12 protein-coding genes are annotated in these 12,163 nt (G+C 59.7%); 7 read left to right on the forward strand and 5 right to left on the reverse strand.

Translation table 11 applies throughout. The annotated features are described in order from the left end of the window. Positions 1 to 234: 234 nt before the first annotated feature. The 5 genes from KVG88_RS10905 to KVG88_RS31180 all read left to right on the forward strand — a co-directional run bounded on the left by KVG88_RS10905 (position 235) and on the right by KVG88_RS31180 (position 5,213). Complete coding sequence (locus tag KVG88_RS10905; protein WP_150704387.1) at positions 235 to 1,071, forward strand: CvfB family protein; 837 nt, start codon at positions 235 to 237, stop codon at positions 1,069 to 1,071. A gap of 360 nt (positions 1,072 to 1,431) precedes the next feature. After that, positions 1,432 to 2,877 carry an NCS1 family nucleobase:cation symporter-1 gene (locus KVG88_RS10910; RefSeq protein ID WP_150704388.1) on the forward strand — a complete coding sequence of 482 codons (1,446 nt, stop codon included), beginning with the start codon at positions 1,432 to 1,434 and terminating at the stop codon, positions 2,875 to 2,877. A gap of 163 nt (positions 2,878 to 3,040) precedes the next feature. Continuing rightward, entirely contained in the window at positions 3,041 to 3,973 is a 933-nt protein-coding gene (locus KVG88_RS10915; protein ID WP_217871341.1) for a DMT family transporter, read from the forward strand. A 78-nt stretch (positions 3,974 to 4,051) separates the two neighbouring features. Continuing rightward, a complete protein-coding gene (gene ptrR, locus KVG88_RS10920; RefSeq protein WP_150704390.1) occupies positions 4,052 to 4,945 on the forward strand; it encodes a putrescine utilization regulator PtrR in 894 nt (297 codons plus the stop codon). Between the two features lie 139 nt (positions 4,946 to 5,084). Next, positions 5,085 to 5,213, forward strand: a complete 129-nt coding sequence (locus tag KVG88_RS31180) for a PA1414 family protein (protein WP_007914492.1) — start codon at positions 5,085 to 5,087, stop codon at positions 5,211 to 5,213. Positions 5,214 to 5,436: 223 nt separating this feature from the next. On the opposite strand, the gene KVG88_RS10925 is transcribed toward KVG88_RS31180, so the two are convergent. The 5 genes from KVG88_RS10925 to speB all read right to left on the reverse strand — a co-directional run bounded on the left by KVG88_RS10925 (position 5,437) and on the right by speB (position 10,244). Beyond that, positions 5,437 to 5,688, reverse strand: coding sequence for an acyl carrier protein (locus KVG88_RS10925; RefSeq protein ID WP_150704391.1), 252 nt, complete (start codon positions 5,686 to 5,688; stop codon positions 5,437 to 5,439). 188 nt (positions 5,689 to 5,876) lie between these two features. Beyond that, positions 5,877 to 7,256, reverse strand: coding sequence for a sodium:solute symporter family protein (locus KVG88_RS10930; RefSeq protein WP_150704392.1), 1,380 nt, complete (start codon positions 7,254 to 7,256; stop codon positions 5,877 to 5,879). 42 nt (positions 7,257 to 7,298) lie between these two features. Next, a complete protein-coding gene (locus KVG88_RS10935) occupies positions 7,299 to 8,810 on the reverse strand; it encodes a purine-cytosine permease family protein (RefSeq protein WP_217871824.1) in 1,512 nt (503 codons plus the stop codon). Positions 8,811 to 8,861: 51 nt separating this feature from the next. Continuing rightward, positions 8,862 to 9,284, reverse strand: coding sequence for a YybH family protein (locus tag KVG88_RS10940; RefSeq protein WP_217871342.1), 423 nt, complete (start codon positions 9,282 to 9,284; stop codon positions 8,862 to 8,864). Between the two features lie 9 nt (positions 9,285 to 9,293). Then, the gene (speB, locus tag KVG88_RS10945; RefSeq protein ID WP_056853080.1) at positions 9,294 to 10,244 is read right to left on the reverse strand and encodes an agmatinase; all 951 of its coding nucleotides are present in this window, start codon (positions 10,242 to 10,244) and stop codon (positions 9,294 to 9,296) included. A gap of 325 nt (positions 10,245 to 10,569) precedes the next feature. Here speB and KVG88_RS10950 point away from each other — a divergent pair, with 325 nt between their 5' ends. Then, positions 10,570 to 11,463 (forward strand): LysR family transcriptional regulator, encoded by an 894-nt coding sequence (locus KVG88_RS10950; protein WP_150704395.1) that lies wholly within the window; start codon positions 10,570 to 10,572, stop codon positions 11,461 to 11,463. 5 nt (positions 11,464 to 11,468) lie between these two features. After that, positions 11,469 to 12,065, forward strand: a complete 597-nt coding sequence (locus KVG88_RS10955; protein WP_150704396.1) for a tRNA-uridine aminocarboxypropyltransferase — start codon at positions 11,469 to 11,471, stop codon at positions 12,063 to 12,065. Positions 12,066 to 12,163: the final 98 nt, after the last annotated feature.

The following is a 12,163-nucleotide window of genomic DNA, read 5'->3' on the forward strand; positions in this document are numbered from 1 at the left end:
GGTGTATTTCCCCTAAGTCGCTGTTTTAAATAAAAACAGACCTATGAAAAGTCGCTTCTTCTGCGTTGCGAGCACCGACGAAAGTCGTCGGGTTGGTCAGACGAGCGGCCAGCGGTGTGAGCAAAACCCGGAAAAAACAAGGCCCGGGAAGGTTTTTCACCCGCCACCGGGCCGGTCACCGAACGTGGCCCGCAAAACCGGGTAGAATGCCGCCACGTAATGAGGGTATTGGACATGGCTTTAGTCGGGCGTTACAACAGTTTGCAAGTGGTTAAACACACTAACTTCGGTTTATATCTGGACGGTGGCGCGGACGGCGAGATTCTTTTGCCGAACCGTTATATTCCAAAAGATATTCCCAGCGAAGATGAAGACTGGCTCAACGTATTTGTTTATTTGGACAGCGATGACAAACTCATCGCAACTACTGAAAAGCCGAAAGTTCAAGTCGGTGAATTTGCCAGTTTGAAAGTTGTTGAAGTCAATAGCATCGGTGTATTCCTGGATTGGGGCCTGCCCAAGGATCTGTTGCTGCCGTATTCCGAAGAAAAGCGCCAGATGACCGCCGGCGAATACACCGTGGTGCATGTCTACCTCGACAAGCACACCCGCCGCATCACCGCGACGGCGCGTCTGGACCGCTACCTGGACAAGACGCCAGCCAACTACACACCTGGCCAGGAAGTTGACCTTCTGGTTGCCGAAGCCACCGACATGGGCTTCAAGGCAATCATCAACAACAAGCACTGGGGCTTGATCCACAAGAACGAAATCTTCAAGTTCATGCGGGCCGGCAAAGAAGAGAAGGGCTTCATCAAGGAAGTTCGTGCCGACGGCAAGATCAGCCTGAGCCTGCAACCGGTTGGCCAGGAAGCGGCTACCAGCCTGAACTCGAAGATCCTCGCCAAGTTGCGTGAAAACAACGGCAGTCTGCCGGTCAGCGACAAGAGCGATCCGACCGTTATCACCAGTATGTTCGGTGTCAGCAAAGGCAACTTCAAAAAGGCCATCGGTGCGTTGTACAAGAGTGGCCAGATTGTCATTCATGCCGATCGCATTGAACTGAGCTGATCTTGTACCGCCAGCCCCTCTGAGGGCTGGCGCGCTCCCACAAGTTTGCGCTGCACCCGAAATCGACCGGGTCAATGTGGGAGCGCGACCGCTCGCGATTAACCGTGCAGCGGTCCGCTATTTCCCTATGTATACAAAAACTGTGCACCGTTTATAAGCGCGCATGCCCTGTGCGTGGGCACATTCTTCGGATTCAACATCTCTTTTTAGCCCCGATAAATCCCCGGTAAGCCGTGATCCGTCACACCTTTCCCGCCTATGGCACGCATTCTGCGTAGCGACTCGTATACAAACCATGCCGACTCCCGTACGCAGTGTGCTTGCCACATCGACTCGGGGGCGCTTTCGAGGAGCTCCGTGATGACCGAGCAATTGCCCAACGGCTACAGCCCGCGCTTGTATAACCAGGACCTGGGACCGCTGCCGCAGAAATGGAATTGGTACAACATCTTTGCCTTCTGGATGAGTGACGTGCACAGCGTCGGCGGTTATGTGTTCGCGGCCAGTTTGTTCGCGCTGGGGCTGGCCAGTTGGCAGGTGTTGATCGCGCTATTGGGCGGGATCTGCATCGTGCAGTTGATCGCCAATCTGGTGGCCAGGCCCAGTCAACAAGCGGCAGTGCCATACCCGGTGATCTGCCGGCTGGCGTTCGGGGTGTTCGGGGCGAACATTCCTGCGGTTATTCGCGGGCTCATCGCCGTGGCGTGGTACGGGATTCAGACGTACCTGGCCTCCAGTGCGCTGATCATTGTGGTGCTGCGCTTCTTTCCTTCGATGGCGGTCTACGCCGAGCCGCACTTCGCCGGTTTGTCTTACCTGGGCTGGTTCGGGTTCCTCAGCCTGTGGTTCGTTCAGGCACTGGTGTTCTGGGCCGGGATGGAGTCGATCCGTCGTTTCATCGACTGGGCGGGGCCGGTGGTGTACGGCGTGATGTTCATGCTGGCAGGATGGATTGTCTGGCAGGCCGGCTGGAGCAATATCAGTTTCACCCTCGCGGAAAAATCCCTGTCGGGCTGGGAAGCTTTCGGCCAAGTGATTGTGGCCATGGCCCTGGTGGTGTCGTACTTTTCCGGCCCGACCCTGAATTTTGGTGATTTCAGTCGCTACTGCCGGAGCATGAAAGACGTGCGTCGCGGCAATTTCTGGGGCCTGCCGGTAAACTTTCTGGCGTTCTCTCTGGTGACCGTGGTGATTGTTTCCGGCACCTTGCCGGTGTTCGGTGAAATGCTCCACGACCCGATCGCCACCGTTGCCCGTATCGACAACAGTGTGGCCGTGTTGCTCGGCGCATTCGCCTTTGTCACGGCGACCATCGGCATCAACATCGTCGCCAATTTCGTTTCCCCGGCCTTCGATTTCGCCAACGTCGCCCCGAGCAAAATCAGCTGGCGCGCCGGCGGCATGATTGCGGCAGTGGCGTCGATCTTCATCACGCCGTGGAATCTGTTCAACAACCCTGAAGTGATTCACTACACCCTGGATGTTTTGGCTGCGTTCATCGGGCCGCTGTTCGGGATCCTGCTGGTGGATTACTACCTGATCAAAAAACAGCAGATCGACGTGGATGCGTTGTTCAACGACGGCCCGAGCGGGCGCTATTACTACAGCGGCGGGGTGAACTGGACGGCGGTCAAGGCACTGGTGCCGGCCACGCTGATGGGGGTGGCGATCACCTTCACCCCGGTTCTGCAGCCGATGGCCAACTTCGCCTGGTTCACCGGTTGTTTCCTCGGTGGTGCATTGTTCTTCATCCTGGCGCGACGTGAGCAGTCGCAACAATCCCTTGCTCTGGCCTCGGCGGGATGACGCAAGCAGCCACATAAAGGTCTCTGACAGGCGGCAATTTGCAGCCAGCTGGTGAATAATCGACAGCATCATTTTTCGCCCCGAGCGTTTGTTCAGCAAATGCGTCGGGGCTTTGCTTTTACTGTCGAGTCACTGCCATGTTTTGTACTGTCGAGGTTTCAAGGTGAGCGCCACCCGGCGCAGCGCCGATGGATTTGCCCTGCAAGTGATGCTGGGTTTGTGCCTGATCTGGGGTATCCAGCAGGTGATGATCAAGTGGGCCGCGCCCGACATTGCTCCGGTCATGCAGGCGGCGGGGCGATCGGGCATGTCGGCGTTGCTCGTCGGCTTGTTGATCTGCTGGAAGGGCGGCTGGAACCAGGTTGCAACGACCTGGCGAGGCGGGCTGCTGGCCGGTGCCTTGTTCGGCCTGGAGTTTTTCTTCATCTCCGAAGGCCTGCAACTGACCACAGCGGCGCACATGTCGGTGTTCCTCTACACCGCGCCGATTTTCACCGCGCTGGGCGTGCATTGGTTGTTGCCCAGTGAGCGTTTGAGACCGGTGCAATGGCTGGGGATTTTCCTGGCGTTCATCGGGATCGGCATCGCATTTGCCGGAGGAGTGTCGTGGGACAATCTCGATCGCCGCATGTTGCTCGGCGATGCCCTGGGCGTATTGGCCGGTGCGGCGTGGGGCGCGACCACCGTCGTGGTGCGCGCGTCGCGTTTGTCCGAGGCGCCGGTGACCCTGACGCTGTTCTATCAGTTGATCGTCGGTTTCGTCGGACTGCTGTTGATCGCCTTGCTTAGCGGCCAGATCACCCACGTCAACCTGACCACTGTGGCGGTGGCCAGTGTGCTGTTTCAAGGCGTTGTGGTGTCGTTCTTCAGCTACCTGATCTGGTTTTGGCTGTTGCGCCGCTATCTGGCGGCGAACCTGGCGGTGTTTTCGTTCATGACACCGTTGTTCGGCGTCACGTTCGGCGTGTTGTTGCTGGGGGAGGCGTTGAGCCTCAACTTTGTGATCGGCGCCGTTTTAGTGTTGCTGGGCATCACCTTCGTCAGTGCTGAGCAATGGGTGCGCCGCCGTTTGCGCAAAGCGCTTGGGCAAGGCTGATAGCCTGTCAGGCGGAACCGATTGACTTTCTCCTTAAAAGAACAATAGTGGGAAACTTGTTCTTTTTTGGAGAATGTCGTGGAGTTCAGCCAGCTACGAATCTTTCAGGCTGTGGCGCAGGAAGAGTCCATCACTCGCGCCGCCGAACGCCTGCACCGTGTGCCGTCCAATTTGTCGACCCGGCTTAAACAGCTGGAAGAGCAACTCGGCGTCGAATTGTTCGTGCGTGAGCGTCAGCGATTGCAGCTGTCGCCTGCGGGAAAGGTCCTGCTGGACTACACCGCCAAGTTGTTCGCCTTGCACGATGAGGCTCACGCGGCGGTGCAGGGCGGGCAACCGGCCGGCGACTTCGTGCTCGGCACCATGTACAGCACTGCGGCCATCCACCTGCCGAAACTGTTGGCGCGCTATCACCGTCGATACCCGGCGGTGAACCTGCAAGTGCAGTCCGGGCCGAGCGGGGAGTTGCTGGAAGGCTTGCTCACCGGTCGGCTGGATGCGGCGCTGGTGGATGGGCCGCCGGAACTGGCGGTGATAGACGGCGTGTTGTTGTGCGAGGAACGGCTGGTGCTGATCAGCGAAGCGGACCATCCGCCAGTGCTCAGTGCGCGGGATGTGGAAGGGCGATCGGTGTTCACTTTCCGTCAGGGGTGTTCCTATCGGATGCGTCTGGAGTCGTGGTTTTCCCGCGATCAAGCGGCCATGGGCCGGGCGATAGAAATCGAATCCTACCCGGGGATGCTCGCGTGTGTGATCGCCGGGTCCGGCGTGGCGTTGATGTCGGAGTCGATGCTCGCCAGCCTGCCGGGCCGTGAAAGTGTGGCGGTGCACCCACTTCCTGAGCCATTTGCCAGTGCCACCACCTGGCTGATGTGGCGTAAGGGAATGGTCGGGGCCAACCTGAACGCGTGGATCGAGGAGCAGCAAGCGGTCTTTCCGTCGGCGCAAAGCCAGGCCTTGGCGATTGCGTGATTTAATGGCGCTCGATTGTGATCTATTCAGTAACAGATCATTGCCACTTTCGGCGAGCATTGCTCAGGACTTCGGACTATTATCAGTGCGAAGGGGCTACAGAATTTTGGCCGCTCGGCACTACCCTGAAGGGGGCATCATGAAAGAGAAAATCCAGAACTGGCTGCACGACTTGGGTGTCGCACTCGGTTTGATCGAACCGCCTCTGCAACCTGTGCCTATTCGCACGGACGACGAACAACGCCGACGCCAGCAGCGCCGCCGGTAATCGCGCCGCAACGGCTGTTGTAGCGGCTGCCGAAAACCGTGACACAACGGCTGCCTGTAGCAGCTGCCGAGCCTGCGAGGCTGCGTTCGGCTGCGAAGCAGTCGTAAATGATTTCCACTCGGCACATCAAGTTTGCGACTTTGCGACGGCTTCGCCGCCGAACGCAGCCTCGCGCTGCTCGACAGCTGCTACAGAACTCCAGCGAAGGGGGCGAACTCAAGGTTCAGTGCCGCCCGATCTCGATCAAAAACCGGCTCAAATCATTGGCCGTCGTGGCGGACTTGAGCATTCGGTCTTCTTCGGCGGTGAATGCCGTCAAGCCCAATTCATCTTCCAGATGGAAGATCAACTCCTCGATATCCGCTTTATCCAATCCCAACTGCACCAGACTGGCGTTGTCGTCGAAGTCATCCCGACCCTCCAGCAATCGGCTGAGGTATCGATGCACGGCGGCACGCACGGCTGCTTTTTTCATGACGGTTCTTCGAGGCCGAAACGGTTTTCGTCCCTGCTGGCGTGTTCCTGTCGTTGAGTACAGCAGGCTTCAACGGTGCAGGCGTTGCCGCTCGTCAACCCACTTGATGGTTTTCTGCGGACGAAAAAAACGGGTGTGGCAACCGACGCCACACCCGTCGAAGAAAGCATCAAGTCGTTATGAGCAGCTTATGCAGCGCTCGCCAGTGTTGCCGGGCGACGCGACATCAGGCTGACAATCACGAAGCTCACCAGGCCTACACCCAGGCTGTAGTAGATCGGGGTGTTGGCGTCCAGACCGTCCTTGACCATGAACAGCAGGGCAGTGGCGAAGCCCAGGCCCATGCTGGCGATGGCGCCGGCGGTGGTGGCGCGTTTCCAGAAGATTGCCCCGATCAGCGGGATCAGCATGCCGCCCACCAACAGGTTGTAGGCCAGGGTCAGCGCACTGATCACGTCGTTCACGACCAGCGCGATACCCAGCACCACGATACCGGTCAGCATCGTCACCAGGCGGTTCAGGCCCAGGCTCGACTGTTTACCGCCACGCAGTTTCGGCAGCAGGTCTTCGGTCAGGGTGGTGGCAGCGGCAAGCAGGCCGGCGCTGGCGGTGGACATCATGGCGGCCAGTGCGGCAGCGATCACCAGGCCACGGATACCGTCCGGCAGGGACAGTTTCACGATCGCGGCGAAGGCGTTGTTGACGTTGTCCAGGTCCGGGATCAGCACGTGTGCAGCCATGCCGATCAGGGCGCAGGCCAGACCGTAAACGATGCAGTAGACACCGGCGACGGTACCGGCCACCTGAGCCACTTTGGCGGTCTTGACGGTGAACACCCGTTGCCAGATGTCCTGACCGATCAGGATGCCAAAGAAGTAGATCATGAAGTAGGTGATGATGGTGTCCCAACCGATGGTGGTGAAGCTGAAGCTCGCCGCCGGCAGTTTCAACACCAACTCATCCCAACCGCCAACGCGGTACAGGCAGATCGGCAACAGGATGAACATCAGGCCAACGGTCTTGATCACGAACTGGACGATGTCGGTCAGGGTCAGCGACCACATGCCGCCGATGGCCGAGTAGATCACCACGACGCCGCCACCGAGCAGAACCGACACCCAGAACGGCAGGCCGAACAGCACTTGCAACACGGTGCCGATTGCCAGGATCGAGGTCACGCCGATCATCAGCGCGTACGCCAGCATGATCACCGCACTCGCGGAGCGGGCCATTGGGTTGTAGCGTTTTTCCAGGACTTGGGTAACGGTGTAGATCTTCAGTTTCAGCAGCGGTTTGGCGAGGAACAGGTTCAGCGCCACGATCCCGCAACCGAGGGCCGCGCACAGCCAGAAACCGGAGATGCCATGCACGTAGCCCAGACGCACGGTGCCCACGGTGGACGCGCCGCCCAGTACGGTGGCAGCCATGGTGCCCATGTACAGGCTAGGGCCGAGGTTGCGACCGGCGACCAAAAAGTCTTCGTTGGTCTTGGCCTTGCGCATGCCGTAGTAGCCGAGTATCAGCATCGCGGCGGCGTAGATGAGTACGACGAATAAATCCAAAGCCATGATGGCGTGTCTCCGATTGTCTTTTTTATGTGAGGCTAAAAATCAGGCGACTTGCTGCATCGCCGGTTTAACGAGCGGGTCCGTGCTCTTGCTGCGTGGATCATTCGGGCCGAACACCGCGTTCGCTTCCGGGAACATCTTGAGCAACACCACGTACACCACCGACGCCAGGCCCAGGGTGACCGGCAGGCTGATGTCGATGCCATCGGCCAGGTTACCCAGCGGGCCAACGAACTGCCCCGGCAGGTTGACGAAACACAGGCCGACGGCCGCGCTCGGGATCCAGGCACCCATGCCACGCCAGTTCCAGCCGTGGGTGAACCAGTAGCGGCCACCTTTTTCGCCCCGGGTGAACACTTGCAAGTCGTCCGGGCAGTAGAAGCCGCGACGGGTCACCAGGCCGATGATCATGATCACCATCCATGGCGTGGTGCAGGTGATGATCAGTACGGCGAAGGTCGAGACGCTCTGCACCAGGTTCGCCGCGAAGCGACCGATGAAGATGAAGGCAATCGACATCACGCCGATCAGCAACGTCGCCTTGACCCGCGACAGCACCCGTGGGAACACGCTGGACATGTCCAGCCCGGTGCCATACAGCGACGTGGTGCCGGTGGACATGCCGCCGATCACTGCAATCAGACACACCGGCAGGAAGAACCAGGTCGGCGAAACCGCCAGCAAACCGCCGACGTAGTTGTTGGCCGCGATGTAGTCCGGTGCCTTGATCGCCACGATGGAGGCGGTGGCGAGGCCGAACAGGAACGGAATCAGCGTGGCCAGTTGCGCAGCAATCACCGCCACCATGATCCGGCCTTTCGGCGTTTCACGCGGGATGTAGCGTGACCAGTCACCGAGGAACGCACCGAAGGAAATCGGGTTGCTCATGGCGACCAGTGCTGCGCCGATGAACGCGGCCCAGAAGCCGGCCTGACCCATGGCGACAGTGCCCGCGTACTGGCTGTCGAACGCCGGGGCAAACGCGAAGATGCCCAGCAGGAACAACAGGCTGGCCGCCCACACCGCAATGCGGTTGACCCACAACATGAAACGGAAGCCGTAGATGCACACCGTCAGAACCAGCAACGCGAACAGACCGTAGGCCAGGCCCAGGGTCAGGTCGGTTTCCGGCAGATCGATCAAGCGTTTGGCGCCGCCCACCAGTGCATCGCCCGAACTCCAGACGGAGAGCGAGAAGAACGCGATGGCGGTCAGCAGCGACAGGAAGGAACCGACGATTCGCCCGTGCACGCCGAAGTGTGCACCGGAAGACACGGCGTTGTTGGTGCCGTTGATCGGGCCGAACAGGCCCATCGGCGCGAGGATCAATGCACCGAGCACCACGCCCAGCACAATCGCCCAGACGCCCGCCTGAAAGGACAGGCCGAACAGTACCGGGAAACTGCCGAGCACGGCGGTTGCAAAGGTATTGGCGCCACCGAAGATCAAGCGAAACAGGTCGCTGGGCCGTGCGGTGCGCTCATTGTCCGGGATCTGTTCGACCCCGTTTGTTTCGATGCTAAGGCTGGTTTCTTTGTTGTTGTTATTCATGATCTGCTCCGATCATAAAGGCGCGCTCATCGTGTGTGAGCGTCACCTGTTTGGCTAAGGGGGTGGCAGCCCTTCCGGCATTGCGGACAAATGTTCGTGACAGGCCAGCCAAAGGCCTTGTTGTTCTTGGCCAGACGCTTGTTTCTTGAAAACAATCGTCTCGCGCTCCTGGCTGAAGTGTTGCTCCCCTTGCATGCGCAGCTCGGTGGCCACGTCATGGATGAAAATCGCCACGTCACCCTGCAGGCTGACGAAGGCGTTGCTCGATGTGCACGACAGCACTTCGAAGCCATCCTCGGCACGCCAGCTGTCCCACAACACCTGGTAGGCATCGCGCGACAGCAGCGGCTGTTCGAGGGTGTGGAAGACGAAGCTGGCATCGGCGCTGAACGCGCCGAAGTAGGCTTCGCGATCGTTACGGGCGAAGGCGGATACCAGTTCGGCAGCCGCGTTCAAAACCTGATCACGTTCGTTCATGACCGGTCCTCAGCGATGGACCACGCCAGGCAGTACGCAGAGCATTTCGTACAGCAGGTTGGCGGCCAGCAGCGAGGTGTTGCCGGTGGTGTCATAAGCGGGCGAGACTTCTACCAGATCGCAACCGATCAGGTCGAGGCCTTGGCAGCCGCGAACGATTTCAATCGCCTGAATGGTCGTCAGACCACCGATTTCCGGGGTGCCGGTGCCTGGTGCCCATGCCGGGTCGATGCCGTCGATGTCGAAGCTCAGGTACACCGGACCGCCGCCGACTTTCTCGCGCACTTCAGCCATCAGCGGTGCCAGTGATTTGTGCCAGCACTCTTCGGCCTGAACCACGCGGAAACCCTGATTGCGGCTCCAGTTGAAGTCGTCAGCGGTGTAGCCCTGAGCGCGCAGACCGATTTGCACAACGCGGTCGGGGTCGATCAGGCCTTCTTCCACGGCGCGACGGAAAGTGGTGCCGTGGGCGATTTTCTCGCCGAACATGTGATCGTTCACATCAGCGTGAGCGTCGATGTGCACCAGGCCGACCTTGCCGTGCTTTTTATGGATGGCACGCAGGATCGGCAGGGTGATGGTGTGGTCGCCGCCCAGGGTCAGGGGGATCACGTCGTGTTCGAGGATGTTGTCGTAGGATTCTTCGATGATCCGCACGGCATCCAGCAGGTTGAACGTGTTGATCGCCACGTCGCCGATGTCGGCAACCGACAGCGAGTCGAACGGCGCAGCGCCGGTGGCCATGTTGTACGGGCGGATCATCACCGATTCGGCGCGAATGTCACGCGGCCCGAAACGGGTGCCGGGACGCAGCGAAGTACCGATGTCCAGCGGCACGCCAACGAAGGCAGCGTCGAGGCCGGCAGCGGTAGGTACGTGGGGGAGTCGGAGCATGGTGGCGATGCCGCCGAAGCGCGGCATTTCGTTGCCGCCCAGTGGTTGGTGAAGAATCTTGTCCACGGGTAGGGCCTCATCGTCGTTGTTTTATTTATTGGGTTGCACCGTTCACGGAGGACGGGTGCACCTTGTGACGCCGATTCTGCGAAATGTAGTGGCCGGAAAGAATCGCTACGGGCAAATACTTAGTTCAGATTTTTCTAAACTAATGGTGATGGCGGGGATAGACTTCACCTTCGTCTTACTGGCTGACAGAGAACTCCGTAGGAGCTGCCGAAGGCTGCGATCTTTTGATTTTGATCCTTTGCGGCTTTGGAACCGTCGAAAATCAAAAGATCGCAGCCTTCGGCAGCTCCTACAGGTCTCGACCAGTGTATGGAGTGCCCCCATGGCCAACGCTTTACCCGACCTCAAACTATTGCGCATCTTCGTCAGCGTGGTTCGCCATCAGGGTTTCGCCAGCGCCCAGCACGAACTCAACCTCTCGACGTCGGCCATCAGCACCTACATGAGTCAGCTCGAAGCGGCCCTCGGTCTGGTGCTGTGCCATCGCGGTCGTGGCGGTTTCAGTCTGACCAGCAAGGGCGAGTTGTTCCATCAGGAAACCCTGCGTCTATTGGGCGAGCTGGAAGGTTTCGAACAATACGCCGCCGCACTCAAGGGCGAATTGCGCGGCACACTGAACCTCGGGGTGATCGACTCAACAGTCAGCGACAAGGCCTTGCCGTTCGCCGAGGCCATCGGCGCTTACAGCCAGGAACATCCGGCCGTGCACTTGCACCTCTCGGTCATGAGCCCTTATGAATTGCAACTCGGCGTGCAGGACAACCGTCTCGACCTGGCCATTGGCGCGTTTTCCACGCGCATGAGCGGTCTGGTGTACATGCCGCTGTACCGCGAGCAGCACTGGTTGTACTGCAGCACGCGCCACCCGCTGTTCAACGAACGGCGCATCCCCGAGCAAGTCATCACCCAACAGCGCATGGTCGGTCGCGGCTACTGGAGCCAGGCCGAGCTGGCGCGCCACGGTTTCAAGCACAGTGCCGCAACGGTGGAAAGTATGGAGGCGCAACTGATTCTGGTGCTGTCCGGCGCCTACATCGGCTATTTGCCGGAGCACTACGCCCAGGCCTGGGCCGACAAGGGCGATCTGCGCGTGCTGCTGCCGGCGACCTTCGGCTATCAGGCGCCGTTTTCGATGATCGTGCGCCGGGGGCGAAGCCGCGAGCCGCTGATCCAGACGTTCCGTGATCTGCTCAAAGCCCAACTGAATCAGGCGTAAAGACGATGTCCAGAATTCAATGTCCGCGTTGTCTGCGTCCGCAAACGCATTGCCTGTGCCCGTTGATCCCCAGCCTCGACAGCCGCACTCGGGTGTTGCTGTTGCAGCATCCGAGTGAAGTGAACCATGCGTTGAATACCGCGCGGCTGGCGGCACTGGGGTTGAAGAACGCCGAGTTAATCGTCGGCGAAGTGTTTGAGGATTTGCCCACGCTGTTGAATCAGCCGGGGTATCGGGCGCGGTTACTGTTTCCCGGCGAAGATGCCCAACCGATGCAGGCGTGTGCCGCGACCGATGAGCCGCTGTTGCTGGTGGTGCCGGACGGCACCTGGCGCAAGGCGCGTAAAATGCTGCACCTCAATCCGCTGTTGGCGGCGTTGCCGAGAGTGACGCTGGCTGAAGGTGGCGTGTCCCGCTATCGACTGCGCAAGGCGCCGGGACCGGGAGCGTTGTCGACGGTGGAAGCGATTGTGCAGGCGTTGGAAACCCTTGAGGCGCCGACCACTTTTGCGCCGTTGTTGAAGCCGTTCGAGGCGTTGATCGAGGGGCAGATTGCGGCGATGGGGGAGGAGGTTTTTCAGCGTAATCATGCCGACAAGTAATGGTTGTTTGTGCCGCCCTCATCGCGAGCAGGCTCGCTCCCACAGTTGACCGGGTTTCTCCAGGAGAAATGCGATCCATGTGGGAGCGAGCCTGCTCG

Source organism: Pseudomonas azerbaijanoccidentalis, from assembly GCF_019145495.1.
GTDB classification, from domain to species: Bacteria; Pseudomonadota; Gammaproteobacteria; order Pseudomonadales; family Pseudomonadaceae; genus Aquipseudomonas; species Aquipseudomonas azerbaijanoccidentalis.

Bases quoted from the DNA above. Each gene is read 5' to 3' on its own strand.
- KVG88_RS10905 (WP_150704387.1), top strand. From the start codon at position 235: ATGGCTTTAGTCGGGCGTTACAACAGTTTGCAAGTGGTTAAACACACT.
- KVG88_RS10910 (WP_150704388.1), top strand. From the start codon at position 1,432: ATGACCGAGCAATTGCCCAACGGCTACAGCCCGCGCTTGTATAACCAG.
- KVG88_RS31180 (WP_007914492.1), top strand. From the start codon at position 5,085: ATGAAAGAGAAAATCCAGAACTGGCTGCACGACTTGGGTGTCGCACTC.
- KVG88_RS10925 (WP_150704391.1), bottom strand. From the start codon at position 5,688: ATGAAAAAAGCAGCCGTGCGTGCCGCCGTGCATCGATACCTCAGCCGA.
- KVG88_RS10930 (WP_150704392.1), bottom strand. From the start codon at position 7,256: ATGGCTTTGGATTTATTCGTCGTACTCATCTACGCCGCCGCGATGCTG.
- KVG88_RS10940 (WP_217871342.1), bottom strand. From the start codon at position 9,284: ATGAACGAACGTGATCAGGTTTTGAACGCGGCTGCCGAACTGGTATCC.
- KVG88_RS10950 (WP_150704395.1), top strand. From the start codon at position 10,570: ATGGCCAACGCTTTACCCGACCTCAAACTATTGCGCATCTTCGTCAGC.
- KVG88_RS10955 (WP_150704396.1), top strand. From the start codon at position 11,469: ATGTCCAGAATTCAATGTCCGCGTTGTCTGCGTCCGCAAACGCATTGC.